The 17,941-nt window shown below is 52.2% G+C and carries 11 protein-coding genes; 10 read left to right on the top strand and 1 reads right to left on the bottom strand.

The window, feature by feature from the left end; all coding sequences use genetic code 11:
* Positions 1–31 precede the first annotated feature (31 nt).
* Entirely contained in the window at positions 32–2,233 is a 2,202-nt protein-coding gene (locus ACFOSD_RS11970) for a TRAP transporter permease (RefSeq protein WP_380696819.1), read from the bottom strand.
* A gap of 450 nt (positions 2,234–2,683) precedes the next feature.
* Here ACFOSD_RS11970 and ACFOSD_RS11965 point away from each other — a divergent pair, with 450 nt between their 5' ends.
* The 10 genes from ACFOSD_RS11965 (at position 2,684) to ACFOSD_RS11920 (ending at position 17,933) form a co-directional block, all read left to right on the top strand.
* Positions 2,684–3,229 (top strand): class I SAM-dependent methyltransferase, encoded by a 546-nt coding sequence (locus ACFOSD_RS11965; protein WP_380696817.1) that lies wholly within the window; start codon positions 2,684–2,686, stop codon positions 3,227–3,229.
* Between the two features lie 21 nt (positions 3,230–3,250).
* Entirely contained in the window at positions 3,251–3,505 is a 255-nt protein-coding gene (locus ACFOSD_RS11960) for a hypothetical protein (protein WP_380696815.1), read from the top strand.
* A 10-nt stretch (positions 3,506–3,515) separates the two neighbouring features.
* Positions 3,516–3,737: a hypothetical protein gene (locus tag ACFOSD_RS11955; protein ID WP_380696813.1), complete on the top strand. Its 222-nt coding sequence runs from the start codon at positions 3,516–3,518 to the stop codon at positions 3,735–3,737.
* A 105-nt stretch (positions 3,738–3,842) separates the two neighbouring features.
* Entirely contained in the window at positions 3,843–6,461 is a 2,619-nt protein-coding gene (locus ACFOSD_RS11950; RefSeq protein WP_380696811.1) for a hybrid sensor histidine kinase/response regulator, read from the top strand.
* A gap of 84 nt (positions 6,462–6,545) precedes the next feature.
* The gene (locus ACFOSD_RS11945; protein WP_380696809.1) at positions 6,546–7,697 is read left to right on the top strand and encodes a mechanosensitive ion channel protein MscS; all 1,152 of its coding nucleotides are present in this window, start codon (positions 6,546–6,548) and stop codon (positions 7,695–7,697) included.
* A 20-nt stretch (positions 7,698–7,717) separates the two neighbouring features.
* Positions 7,718–8,659, top strand: a complete 942-nt coding sequence (locus ACFOSD_RS11940; protein WP_380696807.1) for a hypothetical protein — start codon at positions 7,718–7,720, stop codon at positions 8,657–8,659.
* Positions 8,660–8,683: 24 nt separating this feature from the next.
* Positions 8,684–10,873: an NAD(P)-binding protein gene (locus tag ACFOSD_RS11935; RefSeq protein ID WP_380696806.1), complete on the top strand. Its 2,190-nt coding sequence runs from the start codon at positions 8,684–8,686 to the stop codon at positions 10,871–10,873.
* A 99-nt stretch (positions 10,874–10,972) separates the two neighbouring features.
* A complete protein-coding gene (locus tag ACFOSD_RS11930; protein ID WP_380696804.1) occupies positions 10,973–14,821 on the top strand; it encodes a response regulator in 3,849 nt (1,282 codons plus the stop codon).
* A 4-nt stretch (positions 14,822–14,825) separates the two neighbouring features.
* Positions 14,826–16,730: a response regulator gene (locus tag ACFOSD_RS11925; RefSeq protein ID WP_380696802.1), complete on the top strand. Its 1,905-nt coding sequence runs from the start codon at positions 14,826–14,828 to the stop codon at positions 16,728–16,730.
* Between the two features lie 57 nt (positions 16,731–16,787).
* On the top strand, positions 16,788–17,933 hold the full coding sequence (locus tag ACFOSD_RS11920; protein WP_380696800.1) for a beta-ketoacyl-ACP synthase III: 1,146 nt from the start codon (positions 16,788–16,790) through the stop codon (positions 17,931–17,933).
* Positions 17,934–17,941 lie beyond the last annotated feature (8 nt).

The raw sequence follows: 17,941 nt of genomic DNA, 5'->3' as shown, positions 1-17,941 counted from the left end.
GGCAGCCGAGGCTGCCCGGTTAAAAACACGGTTAGCTTTTTACCGCTGCGCCGTAAGGCTCAGGCGCTGTGCCGTTACGCTGCAGCCACCAGATGATGGCGATCAATGCCAAGCCGAAGGCATCAGTGACCATGGTTGGCCAGTACAGCAATACAGTGGCTGCGCCGAGCAACAGCCACGTCAGCACGTTGGTTTTGTAGCGTAAATAGCCCATGGCAAATGCGCCGAACGCAATGGTACCGAGGGTCGCTGAAACGAAGGCTTGGATAATTTCCCATGCCGTACCGTCAAGCAGAATGGCAGGTACATAGGCGAACAAGATGGGCATGACGTACAGCATTTTGGCGAAACGGAAGGACGTCCAACCGGTCTTCCATGGGTCTGCCCCTGCAATGGCGGCCCCGGCATAGGCGGCAACGCACACGGGTGGCGTGATGTTGGAGTCTTGCGACAACCAGTACACAATCATGTGCGCAGCAATGATGGACACGCCCAGCTCACCCAACGCGGGGACAGCCAGAACAGCGATGATCAGATAGGCCGCGGTAACGGGTACACCCATACCGAGCACCAAGGACGCCAAGCCGACCAGCAGTAATGCCAGGATTAAGCTACCGCCTGCCATCGAAATGATCAGATCAGAGAACTTCAAGCCCATGCCGGTCAGCGAAATGGTACCCACGATGATGCCGATGACCCCGATGGTCGCGCCGACAATCAAGGTATTGCGTGCGCCGGTTTGAATCGCATCCCAAATTTCTTTTGGGCCCATGCGGGTGTCACGATGTACCCAGCTCACGGCGATACAGGACAGGGTTGCCCAAAAGGCAGCGTTACCGGCGGAGCGACCACTGAGCAACAGCCAGGTAATGATCACCAGTGGAATAGCAAAGTACCAACCGGTTTTCAGCACTTCACGCCAATCCGGAATTTCATCTTCTGGCAGGCCGGTCAAGCCGGTACGTTTGGCTTCAAAGTGCACCATGAAGTAGATCGACAGGAAGTACAGAAATGCTGGACCTACGGAATAAAGCATGATTTTCGAGTAGGGAATGCCAGTCAGTTCGGCCATTAAGAAGCCGCCCGCGCCCATAATAGGAGGAAGAAACATGCCACCGATGGAGGCAGCAGGCTCAATAGCACCGGCCACATGCGGTTTATAGCCTGCCCGTTTCATCATCGGTATGGTGAACGCACCGGAAGACACCGTATTCGCAATCGCACTACCCGATACCGAACCGAACAGCGCAGAGGACAATACAGCGACTTTCGCCGGGCCACCCACCGAACGCCCGGCAATAGCCAGCGGCAGTTCGATGAAGAACTTACCAGCACCCGATTTCTGTAAAAATGCACCGAAGAAGATAAACAATATGACATAAGTGGCCAGAACCGTGGCCATGACCCCAAATACGCCGTTGGTGGTGATGAACAAGGCCGTCGCCAAACGCTCAACCCGGAAACCACGGTGCGCGATAATGTCTGGCAAATAGGGTCCAAATAACGCGAAGCAGATCATGCCGATGCCGATCAGGGTAATGGACCAGCCTAAAACACGACGGCAGACTTCCAGAGCCAGAATCAACCCGAAGACGCTGACCAGTTTGTCGACTTCATTTTCGGCCCCGGCCCGATAGTTGAGGGCTTCGAATTGACTGATCCAGTACACCACGGTGAGAGCGGTTACAGCGGCTAGGATAACATCGGTGGCGGTAGGAGAATTAGGGGCTTTAACGGACAGATAGCGGTCAACCGGGATGAGGACAGCCGCAAACGGCAGCACCAAAACCAAGGTGATCCATAAACGTCCCAAGTCGTTTTGTACGGCAAACCAGAAACCGTCATAGCTCATGGTGTCAGAAAACAGTTGAAACTGCTGGTACAGCTGCGTGGGCGAGTCGAAAACTATGAAGCAACTGAGTAAGACCGCGAGGCACAAACTGGCAAAGACCGCCAGTACATGATTGGCCCACTGGCTTCCGCTGGGGTAAACCAAATACACCATAATGAAGGTGATCAGAACGTAGACACCGATGTGGTATTGCGTGCTCAACACGCTAACCCCGGCGCCATAAAAATAGACCAATACCATGATGGCCGCCAGACCGGCAGCCAACCAACCCCACGGGCCGGTGAGTGTACGCTCCCGTTTAACTTCCTTTTCCAGCAACTTGTCGAGCTTCTCCTGCGTTTCGCTGGTCAGCTCATCGGGCATCAGTTCTTTTGCAGACATAATTTACCGCTACCTGTGTCGGAATCTATTCAACATGGCCAGCAGGAGAGGCCAACATCATGTTCAATAAATGCACTGTGATACTTAGTGCGTCTTGTGGACGCTGTTCTTGTCGTTGTGTAGAAGCCTATAGCAGTGACTGTGCCATGTTTAAAAAAGATAATAAAAACAAGGGTTTATGATATTTTGTGGGAAATTTATCGGGTCTGAGCTGGGTTGATGGGTGATGTGCCGCACATGCCAGTGTGGAAATGGGTGGGAAGTGACCCAAGTTTTCCATTGGCTCGTGGAGTCGGCGGTGGCAGTATGTTGGCGTTACGAAAGCTGAGTGTGACTTGAACCATGTCAACCCTAGAAACGACGGCTTGTCGGCTATGCCATACGCCACATTTGCAGTTCTATGCCAAAGACAGGCGTCGGTCTTATTGGGCGTGCTCAAGGTGTCAACTCGTGCAAGTTTTGCCGACCCAATTTTTGTCGGCCGAGGACGAAAAAGCGCAATATGACTTGCATGAAAATGATGTGCATGATGAACGTTATCGGGCATTTTTAGCCCGTACCGCCGAACCACTGCTTACCCGACTGATCAGCCCGTCCCATGGGTTGGATTTTGGCTGTGGGCCGGGGCCTTTGCTGGCTGAGATGATGCGCGAAGCAGGGCATTCGGTGGCCCTGTACGATGCGTTCTATTACCCCGAATCGGCTGTATTCGAGCAATCCTACGACTTTATTACGGCGACCGAAGTGGCCGAACACCTGTACGATGTACGCTATTGGTTTGATCGCCTGTGGTGCTGTTTGCGTGCTAATGGGTGGTTAGCCATCCAAACCCGCCAAGCTGTATCTGCAACGGACTTCCCGGCTTGGCACTACAAGAACGATCCAACCCATGTCAGTTTTTTTACCCCCGCCACCTTCCAATGGTTGGCGCTGCATTGGCGAGCTGAGTTGACCATCATTAGTGATGAAGTGGTGTTGTTTCAGCGTCAATCATAAAAATCCAAGGAGACGAACAACATGAGTGAAGCATATGCCATAGAGGCCACTGGGCTAACGAAGCATTTCGGCCCTACGCGGGCTGTTAACGGCATCGATTTAAAAGTTCGGAAAGGCTCTGTGTATGGGATTCTCGGCCCCAATGGCGCAAGCTGGATATCGCCGCATCCATTATTGTCACCCCCGATCTCTTGTTTCTGGATGAAACCACCACCGTACTGCTCACCGCGCAGTTTAATGACGCCGCGCGTGCCATCCAGGCGTTGGCAGGACTGACGGAGCAGTGATGACCTTCGCCTCGAATATCTTCGTTGACCCCGCCACCATGCCGGATTTCTTACAAGCCGTGGTTGGCGTCAACCCGGTCAGCCATTTGGTAACGGCGTTGCGGGCGCTGATGGATGGGCAAGCCACAGCATTACATATTCTGCTGGCTTGGGCTGCACCGGCGGTGACTACGGTGATTTTTGGGCCGGTGGCGATGGTGTTGTATCGGCGCCAGCGCTAGAGATGCTCCCGCTAGGTTTCATGCGTCAGCGTGCAAACAGTAAAATCGGTGCTATATTGAAGAACAAGGTGTTTACGCAAGTGTGTCTCAAGTAAAGGAGTTACGGTGTTCTATAAAATTAAAGGCGGCGTTTTTGGTTTTGTGTGTTTGGCGCTGCTCATCCTAAGGATGCCTAGTGCAGTAGCACTTGAACAATCCGGGCGCTGGCTTGAAGCGCCGCAAGGCATGCTGCCGTCTGACGTCGTGCGGCCAGAGCAAGCGGATCGACTGCCAACAGGGGTAGGCATCCGTCTGACTGGTGGTGCCTTTTGGTACGACACTACTTTGCACATTCCGGAAGATGGCCTTTACGTCGTGGATTTTCGCAATTCACTGGTCTTGGCAGAGTTCACCCATTACCTGTTTGATGCCCAAGGTCAGTCGCTTGGCGAATACAGTGGCGGGGCAACCGCTAGTGAACCCGGTGAATTTTTTCTCCGCCATGGTCGTATGCTGATGTTTGAAGAAGGGCAGTATCGCCTCCTGACCCGCATCGATAGTCCTTTTTACATTGCCGAGCCTACTCCCTTCATTTCCTCGTTATCCTCCTATCGCCATGATGTGCGTATCCCAACAGCCATTACCTTGCTCGGCTTAGGTATTTTTTTGGCTCTGGGTTTTTACTACGTGGTTATGGGGCTTTGGCGGCGCAGTGTTGGGGACCTCTTATACGCTGGCTTTATCATCGGCAACCTGATCTATAACAGTGCGTCTCAGCTGGTGTTGAAAGACCTCTTTGGTATTAGCGGGTTTTACTTCTCGTCCGTCCCCATTCTGTTTTCAAACGTGCTGTACATCGGGTTTGTCATGGTGCTGTTGCAGATTCGCCGGCACACCAATCCGGGCCTCTATTGGCTTGGTATCGGGGCGATGGGTGGGTTGGCCGCCTTCTGGCCCCTAGCCTTGCTACAGCCACAGTGGTCTATGGAGTTCGCCCGCTACGGTGTGGCCGTGTTTGCAGCCTACGGGTTGGGCTGCGGCATCGTGCGGGCTTGGCAGCGCAATCGCGTCGCCTATTTCTATCTCATTGCCAATGTTGCGTTCGTGGTACCGGCAGCGTTCAGTATTTCACTGCGCAACATCGGTATCGCGGATACCTTCGTCATCGAGCATCTGGGGCTCATTTCGGTGGTGTTAGAAGTCTTGCTGCTGGCCCAAGTCATGAGTTACCAAGTTGGGCAGGTGTATAAGGAACGTGAGGCCAGCGTTCGCGAAGCCCACCAAGCGGTGGCGTTGGCCGAGGAATCTGTGCGGGCCAAGGAGCGTTTCTTAGCCAATATGAGCCATGAATTGCGCACACCATTGAATGCGATTCATGGCACGGTGGAGTTGTTGAACGCCCAGCCGCTGGAGCTGCGATTGCGTCGGCAACTGGATACCATCAATCAATCGTCAAAGTTCTTGTTGTATTTGATCAACGATGTCTTGGATTTGGCGAAGATTCAAGCCGGCAAGATGACGTTGGACGAACTTCCGTTTGACCTGGATCGGATGTTGCAAAACCTGTGCGATCTTTACCGGTCAACCCACTTAGTGAAAGACATTAATTTATTGATCGACGTGGCCACCGATGTGCCGCCTTACATTCGTGGTGATGAAAGCCGTCTGAAGCAGATCCTGGCCAATTTGCTGAGCAATGCCTACAAGTTTACCGATCATGGCAGTATCCGTATTGAGGTTAGAAAGTCGGCAGTGGATCAGTTGGCTTTTGCGGTGGTGGACACCGGTGTTGGAATTGCGCCGGAAGACCAGCACAAAATATTTGATGCCTTTACCCAAGTAGATGAATCGTCCATGCGACGGCATGGCGGTGCTGGCCTTGGGCTGCAAATATGCCGGCGTCTCGTTGAAATGATGGGTGGAGTATTGTCGGTGCAAAGTGAACGCGGAGCAGGCAGTCGCTTCGCGTTTACTCTGCCTTTGTTGGCGCAAGACCTGTCGTTGCCGCGGATCGAAAAACACATTGGCATCCTCTATGAGCCGCAGTGGCAGCAGATGGCACATTTCGCGCAGCAGGATTTAACCGTCATGGGCGCTGAAGTGGTGGTCTGTGCAGAGGTCAACACTGCCGTTGCGGTTGCGCCAACAGGGCAGGTGGATCATTGGTTGGTGTTCAAGCAGCGTTATGACCCGGATCTCCTGCAGCAACTGCATGAGAGAAATGAACCCGTATTGTGGTTCTTACCTGAAGCCTTGGTCTATGACTTGCCAGCGATTCAAGGGGTTGACTTCGAGGCCGTGCCTTATGGCCGCTACCATGTGCGGCGCTGGTTGGGTGCGCCGGTAGAGGCCGAGGCGATGAGTGCGGATACACTCAGCTTGCAGCATTTGCATGTGGTCGTGGTAGATGACAACCCCGTGAACTTGCGGGTGGTGATGGCCATGCTGGAAAACTTAGGGGTTTCGGTCCAGGGCTTTGACCAAGCCGTGAGTGCGTTGGGTTATGTACAACAACATGTCGTAGATTTGGTTTTGATGGATATTCAAATGCCGGTGATGGATGGGCTGCAAGCCAGTCGGCGTATGCGAGAGCAAGGGTTTGCCCAGCCCATCGTGGCGTTTACTGCGACCACCAGCGTCCATGATCGGGAGAACAGCCTGGCTGCGGGAATGAACGATGTGTTAGTGAAACCCGTGCGTATGGACGAATTGAGCATAGTAGTACGCAAGTGGTGCTTGCGTTGAATGAGGAGAAAACCGTTAGACCGCTATACCTTTTAACAGAACAGTGCAGTACGGATATTAATCTCACAATCTGAGGGAAAAGTTATGCCATCATCTAAGTGGTCATTACTGTGGCCAATATTGCTGACGATACTGGTGCCTTTGGCTGTTGCTTGGTTTGTTTATCCAAACCATTTGCCGCCTGGCTTTGGGATCTTTCCGCCCCAGTTGGTGGTTGCGCCGCCGGGGTTTAATCTCTTGGTGTTCTTATTGGTTGCCGCCGCTGCGCTGGTGATCACTGCGTTGCTGATTTTCCCTACATGGTTCGGTATTCAAGGCGGCACTCCACAGCCTTTGCCACCACCGATCGCGCAGGGGTTCCCTTGGTGGTTCTGGGTTGGTTTGGTGCTTAATGTATTTTTTTGGTGGTTGATGTGGACGCGTGTCACACCATTTGGTGATCTTGTGTACTACGCATTTACGCCCATGTGGTGGGGCTTTATTCTGTTCCTTGATGGTGTGGTGTTTAAGCGACGTGGCGGATATTCACTCATCGCTTCGCGCCCGATAGCGTTCTGGATCAGCGCGTTAGTTTCTGTTGCGGGTTGGAGTTATTTCGAATTCTTTGACTATTTCGTGTTGGAAAACTGGTCCTACCCGAATGGCTTTATGGCCGCTTTGCCGCATAGCACCATTGTGATCATCTTCTTAGCAGCGTATTCCACGGTATGGCCCGCTGTTTTCGTTTGGCATAGCTTATTAACCAGCTTCCCGAAGTTCATCGCGCGGTATGAAAATGGCCCCGCCATAGGGCTTCCTTCCCTTGTATGGTTGCTGGGTGGATTAGGCTTGTTGGCGTTGGTGGTGATCTGGCCATATCCCTTTTTCTGGGGAATTTGGGTGGCACCGATTGCTGTCTTTAGTGCTGTTTTGCTCAAGAACAACGTGTGGAACCCTTTGACTTCCTTAGCTCAAGGCAATTGGTCCCCGGCCATTATTATTGCCCTAAGTTCATTGTGTACGGGTTTTCTTTGGGAGTTCTGGAACTACGGCAGCGCGCACCCGACGAATCCGGTGACCAACCCCAATTACTGGGTATATAACATCCCGTATGTCAACGTAGGGCACTTCTTCTCTGAAATGCCGGCGCTCGGCTATTTTGGTTATTTGCCATTCGGCCTTCTGGTTTGGCTGCTGTTTATTTGGGTAGGCGAACTGTTCGGCTTTTCTACTGATATCAACCTGAATCAAGAATAATACCGAGAAGGAAGTAGACCATGAAAAACACAACACCCTATGCCCGTTTTCCCGGTGAAGTGATTGCTGCGCCGCCATGCAAAATGTTCAATGCCAACATGTATGGTTTTTTCCTCCAAGGAGATTACGACCGAATACAAGCCTATTTGGATCAGACCGTCAATTTGGCGGCTCCTGGGACGGATACATTCAAAGCCTTAACCTCGTATTGCATGCTCACATTCACCGACATTGAAAAGATCACCGCCGTCACTGAACCCTATGCCAGCCAAGGCTGGTTTCAGGAAACGGATGTGATTATCTGGATTCCCGTTGCGCAAATGCGCGGTACTTCCATCATTCATATCTTTTGGTATCCAGGCTTTATTTGCGTGAACAATGTCTATGCGCTGGTCAATGGTCGGGAAACCTGGGGCTTCAATAAGTATCTGTGTCAATGTGATATGCCCGCTATCGGCGGGTCACCCGATTTTTTCAATATCACAGTGGATGCGTTTAAAGCCTTCTCACCGGACACCCAATTACTACCCACTGAACTGTTTCAAGTGGCATCAAAAGGTGCTGTACAAGAGAAGCCGCTGAGTGGTATCAAAGATCTTGTGCAGGCAGGCTTTCATGTGTTGAAAGATCAGCCCAATGGTCTGCACCTCGATTGGCGTTTGTTGCTGCAGTTGATAGAAGGTTTGCTGCACCCGCAGGTAGACCAATTGTTGTTTAAACAGTTTCCGGATGGCGAAGATAAGAATGCCGTCTATCAGCAGGTATTGCATTCGCCTTCTGTGGTGCAAAAAGTACATAGCATCAAGCTGTACACCCATGCTTTCGAATTCGTACTCAATAAAGTGGATATGTTCCCGCTGGATACCATGTTCGGTATTCAAGTAGGTAGCCAGCAACCCCTACTGAGTTTTAATGTGCTGTTTGATTTTAACCAAGATGCCGCTTTTGTGGTGGCGCCCTAACCGCGCTCGAGAAGGAGAAGGCACATGACGACGAAAACACCTCAAAAAGTGGCTATCTTAGGTGGTGGCATTTCTGCGGTTACCGCAGCGTTTTATCTGACCTCTCAGCCAGACTGGCAGTCCCAATATGACATCACGTTCTATCAACTCGGTTGGCGTTTGGGCGGGAAAGGCGCCAGTGGGCGCAATGCCGCAATGGGCGAGCGCATAGAAGAACATGGTTTGCATATCTGGTTTGGCTTTTACGCCAATGCGTTTCAGGCCATTCAAGACTGCTATGCTGCCCTTAATCGTCCACCCGGAGCGCCTTTGGCGACCTGGGATGAGGCCTTGAAACCACACGATTTTGTGGTGCTGCAGGAATGGATCAATCAAAACTGGATCAGTTGGCCAATCGTGTTTCCTGAAGTGCCGGGTAATCCTGCGCATGGGTCGGAGACGTTCAATTTAGCCGAAGTGTTGGAAAAACTCTGGGCATGGATTCATCAGTTTTTTGGTGTTTTGCAGGCGGATATGGCAACGCTCCAAGTAAAGCCGCATCTGCACGGCATGACGGACACCACAGAGCATCATCACTTTGCGGCCTTGGCGACCTTACTAAAAGCAGATGAGCAGGCGCTCGTGCAGCGTTTTCATAACGACATCACCGATGCATTAGAGATCACGCGCGATGCGGTAGGCCAGTATCAAAAACTGCCTAAGGCAAAGCGAGCGATACACCATGCTGGGCTGTCCTTGCTCTGGCGCGCTTTAAAGCGCTGGCTAGAGGCGCGCTTCTCCCATTTATTGGATACCCACACCGAGATTCGGCGCCTATTCATCATGGCCGACCTCGGGCTCACCATCGGCATTGGTATGTTGGAAGATGGTGTTTTAACCCAAGGCTTTGATGTCATCAACGATATTGATTTCAAAGACTGGTTGCGCAAGCACGGTGCGAACGAAAAGTATTCGGTGCAGTCTGCCCCCGTACGTGGTTTTTACGACCTAGTGTTCGCCTTTATTGATGGTGATATTGACCAGCCTAACATCGAAGCAGGCACCATGTTGCGGGGTATTTTGAGCATTGCCCTACTGTATAAAGGCGGCGTCATGTGGAAGATGCAGGCGGGCATGGGTGACACTATTTTTGGTCCGATGTATGAAGTGCTGGTGAAGCGTGGCGTTAAGTTTGAATATTTCCATGAAGTCATGGAGCTCGTGCCGCAAGGCAATGCGATTGGTGAAATTGTGGTGCAGCAGCAGGTCGCACTGGCTCCCGGGTTGAACACCTATGCACCACTGGTGGGCGTTAAAGGGTTGCCTTGCTGGCCTTCGGAGCCGTTATATGACCAGATAGATCCCGCACAAGCGGCCCTATTGCAACAACATAATATTAACCTGGAATCCTTCTGGAGCCCTTGGCCTGAGGTCTATGAGCAGCATTTCGGTGCGCCCTTGCCGCAAAAACGTCTGCAAAAAGGCGTTGATTTTGACCTGGTGATTTTCGGCATTTCGGTAGGCTCCATACCGTATCTTTGCCCTCAGTTATTGGCGCAGGACAGCGCCCTGAGAACCATGACCGAGCGGGTGAAAACCGTGGTCACCCAAGCCTACCAAGTCTGGACGGATACCACATTGCCTGACATGGGCTGGACCGATTTACCCAACGGTCAAGAGCCGGTGATGAGTGCCTTTACCGAGCCCTATGATACCTGGGCACCAATGGACCAGTTATTGTGTCGTGAAGACTGGCCGCCGAATTTAGAACCCAAGAACGTGTCGTATTTTTGCAGTGTGCAGCCCGTAGCGAGCTTTCCGCCGCGCACGGATTACGAATTTCCAAGCAAGATGAAAGCGATGGCCAAGGCGGGTGCAAAAGCACAGTTAACCAATGATATTTGGAATCTGTTGCCAGAAGTCGCCACCGAAGGCTCGTTCGAATGGTCCATATTAATTGATCCAGAAAACCGGCAGGGTGAAGCGCGTTTTGATGCCCAATACTGGCGCAGCAATATCGACCCATCAGAACGTTATGTGTTGTCGGTGGTGGACAGCAGTGCCGTGCGTTTAGAAACCGATGGTACGCAATTCGCCAACCTGTATCTCACCGGTGATTGGATTAAAACCGGATTGAATGCCAGTTGTGTGGAGGCCGCCACCATGGCCGGTATGCAAACTTCACGGGCTATTTGTGGTTGGCCGAAAATTATTAAGGGGGAAGCCGCCGAGTAAATTGAGGTTCTCTTTTTTGGTTTGATAAGGTTATTCTACGGTCAATAGATCAACGCCAATAAAAATACCGGCGTTGATCAATCGAACATAGGAGTTCCTGTGGCTAATCAAACCTTCCTTGCCGGGGTTAAGGCAGCGCTGTTTGCTGCTGTACTGAACGTGCTTTTGCTGGTCGGTACGGTGGCTGCGCAGACTGTTGAAGCCCCCCTCTTGCGTATCAGTGAGCTGCAAGGGGTCGATCTTATGTCACAAGGGACCTTGGCCAAAGGCAATGCGCGCAGTTTTCCATCCTCTGCGCAAGCACTGACGTCTTGGCAAGCTGAATTAACACCCTTAGATCGAATCGCCTTCAATGGCGATACGTTTTGGCTGACGGCACGCCTCCTGAACGATACCGACGAAACGCAATGGGCGTTTTACCCGTATGGATCGACCGTTGAACACATTGATTTCCGCCTGTACGGCCCCAATGGCGTACAAGAGATTCGCACCGGATACCGCGCGCCCTTCGAATTCCAATATCATTATGGTGGTCGCGTAGCACTGGAGCCGGGCGCTGAGTATGAGTTATTGGTGCTGTTCGACAGTGATTTTTATTTTGCGCCCGTTAAGGTGCTGTTACAGCCCGAACATGAATTACTGCGGCTGGTGACGTGGGAAAATGCCTTGCTGATGCTGTGTTTGGGCATCGGCTTTGCTTTGGCGCTGTACAATTTCTTCATCTATTTGGGTACGCGCGACCGCACCTATCTTTGGTACTCGTTGTTTGTTTCGTCCTGGCTGTGGGGGTGGGCTCAGGTCCTCAACGTGCAAGCACAGCTATTTGATTTCCGCGCTCCCGGCTTACACATGGTGGGTTTCTTGTTGCTCCCCTTGTTCAGTGCCTTGTTCATCATCCGCTTGCTCAATCTGAAGGAGTTCAACCCCAAGGCGGCTAAGATCAGCTTGGGATTTGCGCTGATTGGACTTATTGGTATACCGTTTTCGATCGTCTCACCTGGTTGGGGGGTGCACTTCGCCAGCGTATCGACCGGTGGCCTGATGATCACCGGTTTCTATGTCGGTATTGTCGCGTGGCGTCGGGGGTTTAAACCGGCGCGATATTTTGTCATTGCCTATGTGACCTTGTTGGTGCCCAACCTGATTGGCAATATGCTCAACTTGGGCATTTTGCCCAGTATCAACGTCAACATCTATTTGATGGGTCTTGTGGGCGTAACCCTCGATGCCTTGCTCCTGGCGTTCGCGATTGCCGATAAAGTCCGTTTGGTGAACGAAGAAAACCGCGAACTGACCACGCATTTGGAACAGAAAGTCGAGCAGCACACCGCGCATCTGCAACAAACCCTGTTGGAACAAAAAGCCATTCTCGACAACGCCTTGGTGGGCATCGTGTTTGTGAAGAACCGGGTGATTCAGCGCGTGAATCATGGTTTTGAACAACTGTTTGGCTACCAAGCGAAGGAAATTGAGGGACAAACCGCGCGTCGTTTGTTTACCAGTGAAGAAGAATACGAGCAGAGCACTAACGCGGCCCAACAGATGGTGTATTCCGGGCAATCCTACCACGAAGATCATTTGCTGCTCGCCAAAGACGGCAGACAGGTGTGGTGTACCACTAACGCACAGTTGATCGATGAAAACGACCCGTCGCAAGGGGTGGTGATGGTCGCGCAAGACATCACCGCGCGCCGGGCCGCCGAGCAGGCGTTGCAGGATGCAAAGGCACGAGCAGAAGAAGCGACCAATGCGAAATCCCTGTTTTTGGCCAATATGAGCCACGAAATTCGTACCCCGATGAACGCCATCATTGGCTTCAGTCGGCTCAGCATGAAAACACCGCTGGATCGCACCCAACGGGATTATCTCAGTAAAATTCTGGATGCGGGCGAAGGCCTGCTTAGCCTGATCAACGATATTTTGGACTTCTCGCGCATTGAAACGGGTAATTTACGCATAGAAACCACTGATTTTGATCTGGAAAAAGTCATCCAGCGGGCCGTCAACATGAGCGCATTACGCGCCCATGCAAAAGGGTTAGAGTTGATCTGCGATATTGATACGCAGCTCCCTAAACAGCTCTTAGGCGACCCCTTACGTATCCAGCAAATTCTCGTGAATTTAATCAGTAATGCGGTGAAGTTCACCGAGCGTGGCACAGTATGCCTCAGTGTGATTGCCGAACAACAGGATGGTGACGGGCTGCTATTGCAGTGTGCCGTATCAGACACTGGCATCGGCATGACCCCCGAACAGCAGTCGCGGCTGTTTCAATCATTCAGCCAGGGCGACGAGTCCATGACCCGACGCTACGGTGGTTCCGGCTTGGGACTGGCCATCTCGCGTCAGCTGTGTGAACTGATGGGTGGCAGCATTGATTTGGTCAGTACAGCGGGCGAGGGCAGTACCTTTTTTGTCCGGTTGCCCTTGCGCATGGCGGCCCGGCAGGAACCGGTAATGGACGTGTTGCCGCAAGAGTTTTCCCGTTTACGCGCGCTGGTCGTGGACGACATTGATTTGGCCCGGCACGTTTTGTGCGAATTGCTGCACAATTTAGGTGTGCAGGTAGATCAAGCTGCGAGTGGTGAAGCAGCATTGGGTATGATTGCGTCTGCACGCGCGCACAAAACAGCTTACGACTTTATTCTGATGGACTGGCATATGCCAGGTATGGATGGTATCGAAAGCTCACGCCGTATTCAGGCACAATATGGCGCAGAAGCCCCGCATATCTTGATGGTATCGGCGTACGATAAGGAAGACGCTTTACGGCAGTTGAAAGACGTCAATATTAAACAGTTTTTGGAAAAACCCGTGTCGCAGTCGGGGTTGCATGATGCCTTGGCACAGATGTTAGGTACCCGGCAGTTTAGGCAAGATGAAGACCTCAAACGGTTTGATGATGCGCCGGATTTGTCGGACTACCGCATCCTGCTGGTGGAAGATAACGCGATCAACCGGCAAGTCGCGCAGGGATTTCTCAGCAGCACCGGGGTTACTGTGGATATGGCAGAGCACGGTGCCGAGGCTGTACAACGCCTGAGTCGGCATTCGTACGACCTTGTGCTGATGGATATCCAAATGCCCGTTATGGATGGCTTAACGGCCACGCGAGCGATTCGCAGTGATTTGAACTTGGACAGTGATACCTTGCCGTTGATCGCCATGACCGCGCATGTGATGGCGACGGACGTTGAGAAATCACTCGCGGCGGGTATGAATGGCCACCTGGGTAAGCCCATAAACCCGAATGAGCTCTATCAGGTGTTGGTGCGCCATCTTACTCCTCGCAATGAGGGTGCGACAAAACCCGTCATTGTGCACTCGGCGCCGGAAAGCGTGAGTCAACTGCCCAAGGCAGTAGAGCAACTCGCGGTGCTCAACAGCGCGAGCGCCGTGCGTGCTTTACAGGGTAATGTGGGGTTGTATCTCAATTTATTGCGGCAGTTCATCGAGGGCCATCAAGCGCATGTCCGGTTGCTCAAGGAGCAACTCGAAGCAGCTGACGACAGTGGTCTTTATCAAACCGTCCATACTTTGAAATCCAATGCAGCCTACATCGGAGCGCAGGACCTAGCGGCCAGTTGTGTCGAGGTTGAACGCGTATTGGAACAAAAAGGTGATCCGAACGTTGCGGTGAAACAGGCTTCGGACGCATTGGCGTCGTTAATTGGGGCGCTTAAGTCCATTCGCGCGCATTTGGATACGACGGCAGAAGTGGCATCTGAACTCGGCAAAGACTTGCGCAGTGCGCTACACTTTCTCATACCGTTTATGCAGCGCTCGGATTTAAAGATCGAACCCTACTTGGAAGGCTTGAAACCGTTAGCAAAGCAAGCCAACCGCAGTGCAGAAGTCGATGACATCATTACGCAAATTCAAGAGCTGGAATATGAGCGGGCAGCACAACAGGCGTTGAATCTACTGGCGCAACTTGGAGGCGACTAGGATCATGGAAGTGCGGAAAGAAACGATAGATTCCCCTGGAGACGGGGCGGTAGCACCGGAGTTTGCTGCGTTAACGCGGCGCCAAAAGGTACTGCTGATCGATGACGACAAAGCCAGTTTGACCATTTTGGCAGAACTACTGCGGCCGGAAGTTGATGTGGCTTTGGCCCGCAACGGTGAGCAAGGGTTGCGCAAGGCCCGTGAAATCCGCCCGGATTTGATCTTGTTGGATGTGATGATGCCCGACATGGATGGCTTTGAGGTCATCCGTCGTTTGAAAAGTGACGAGCACACTGAACACATACCGGTTATGTTCATTACCGGCACCGGTGATCTTGAAAACGAAGAACGCGGCTTGGCGCTGGGCGCTTGTGATTACGTGCATAAACCGTTTCATCATTCCATTGTGTTGGCACGGGTACGTTTGCACCTGCAAGTGGTTCAGCAACACGCGTTAGAAGTGGCACGTGAGTCGATTCTTGCTAAGGAGCGTTTTCTGGCCAACATGAGCCATGAACTTAGAACGCCCTTGAATGCCATTCATGGCACCGTAGAGTTGCTTAAATCACAACCGCTCGATGATCGTACCCTGCGCCAACTGGATACCATTCATCAATCTTCCCGCTTTTTGCTGTATCTCATCAACGATATCCTGGATTTAGCGCGTTTAAATGCCGGCAAAATGCACATGGATGAGGCCCTGTTTGATCTGGACCATCTATTGCAATCGGTCTGTGATTTGTACCGGGCGACGAACGATAGCAAAGAGATTGACCTGGTAATCGATGTAGCACCCGATGTGCCGGTGTACGTTCGGGGAGATGAAAGTCGGTTAAAACAAGTATTGGCCAATTTACTGAGCAATGCTTACAAATTCACCGAAGAAGGATCAATCTGCATCGAAGTGCGGCGGGCGACGGATGATTTGCTTAAGTTCGCCGTGATTGATACCGGCATTGGTGTTGCACCGGAAAAGCAAAGCACCATATTTGACGCCTTTATCCAAGCCGATGATTCAACCGCCCGCCGTTATGGTGGTGCTGGTTTAGGGCTGCAAATTTGTACTCGTTTGGTCAATATGATGCGTGGTCGATTGCATGTGGTCAGTGAGCCAGCCGCCGGAAGCACATTTTATTTCACCATTCCCCTGCCCGCCGATGGCAGGCCATTGCCTGAACTGACACAGCGTTTTGGTATCCTGACGGATCCTCATTGGCGTTATATGGCGGAGCTTGCAGCGCGTGATATCGTCGCTATGCAGGGCGAGGTGGTGCTGTTGGAAGACATTGATGCCGTTCCGACGTCTGCCGTGACTGTAGATCGCTGGTTGGTGTTCAGCCGACACTTTGACTCCGATCACCTACAGCGCTGGTCGTTGGCAGAACACAGTGTGTTGTGGTTCTTGCCGCAGTCGGTGGTGTATGACTTACCGACCTTACCGAATGTAGCGTTGGAAGCTTTGCCATACGGGCGATTTCACCTTCGCCGCTGGGTAGCAGCCGATGAACTGACGGCGTCTAATGTCACGCCGCTGCCGTCACTTAATCATGTTCAAGTGGTGGTGGTGGACGATAATCCCGTTAACCTCCGAGTGGTTACTGCTATATTGGAAAAGCTGGGTGCAACGGTGCAGGCGTTTGATCAAGCACAGCGTGCACTAGACTATGTGAAGCATCATAACGCTGACTTGATGTTGATGGATGTTCAAATGCCAGACTTGGATGGTTTGGAGGCGACAGAACGCTTGCGCCAGCAAGGGTTTGCTGCCCCGGTCATTGCCTTTACGGCTAATGTTAGTCAACGTGATCGAGCCGCCTGCCTGAGTGCTGGGATGAATGATGTTCTGGTAAAACCGGTCAAAATGGTGCAATTACATACCATGGTGCAAAAGTGGTTGTCGCCTAACTGAGTAAACCGCTGACAAGGCTGCTACACTACACCCATTGATTTGGTGTAGGAAAACAACATGCAATTACCCCAACCCAGCCAACACGTCGTGATCAGCGGCGTTGGTCTCTGGACACCTGAACACATTGTGACTAATGAAGAATTGGTGCAGGTGCTGAATGATTATGCCGACCAACACAACGCAGAATATGCGACCGAAATAGACGCCGGGCAGCGTTCTGCAGTGGCACGTTCGGACGCTGCCTTTATCGAAAAGGCGAGCGGCATTAAACAACGCCATGTGTATGTAAAAGACGGTATTCTGGACGTTAATTGCATGCGTCCACGGATACCAGAGCGCGCCGACGAGGCTTTGAGCCATCAGGCTGAAATGGCGGTCAATGCTGCGCAACGAGCATTGGCCGCGGCGCACAAGCAACCCACGGATATTGATGCGGTCATTGTGTCCTGTGCTTACACCCAACGGGCGTACCCGGCGATTGCCATTGAAGTTCAGCAAGCGCTGGGCATTACCGGGTTTGGGTTTGATATGTTGGTGGCGTGTTCGGCAGCGACTTTTGCCCAGCATCGGGCCTATGAAATGATCAAGGCCGGAACGGCGCGTGCCGTGTTGGTGATCAATCCGGAGTTAACGTCACCGCAAGTCAATTACCGCGACCGGGACAGTCATTTTATTTTTGGTGATGTGGCAACCGCCGTTGTCTTGGAGCGCGCGGATACGGCCAATGCACCGCATGTATATGAAGTGTTGAGTACGCAAGCGAAGACACAATTTTCCAACACGATTCGCTCGAATTTCGGCTATTTATCGCGTACCAACGATGCCGACCCCTTCGCTCCTGATAAGCTGTTTCATCAGGAAGGGCGCACCGTTTTTAAGGAAGTCTGCCCCATGGCGGCGGAACACATCGCCCAACACCTGGCCCTGCATGAATTGAATGCTACCGATGTTCGCCGTTGGTGGCTGCACCAAGCCAATATCAATATGAATTTGCTGATTGCACGCAAATTGCTGGGCCGTGATGCCTCGGCTGAGGAAGCGCCCATTGTGCTTGATCGCTACGCGAACTGCGCTTCGGCTGGCTCAATCATTGCTTTTAGTCTGCACCATGAAGACTTGGCACCCGGTGATGTGGGGGTGATTTGTTCGTTTGGAGCAGGGTATTCCATTGGCAGTCTCGTGGTGCGTAAAGTGAACCTGTAGCGCGGCAA

It is taken from the genome of Salinispirillum marinum, from assembly GCF_042650105.1.
GTDB lineage: Bacteria > Pseudomonadota > Gammaproteobacteria > Pseudomonadales > Natronospirillaceae > Salinispirillum > Salinispirillum marinum.
This window is presented reverse-complemented; position numbering and strand designations above follow the sequence as displayed.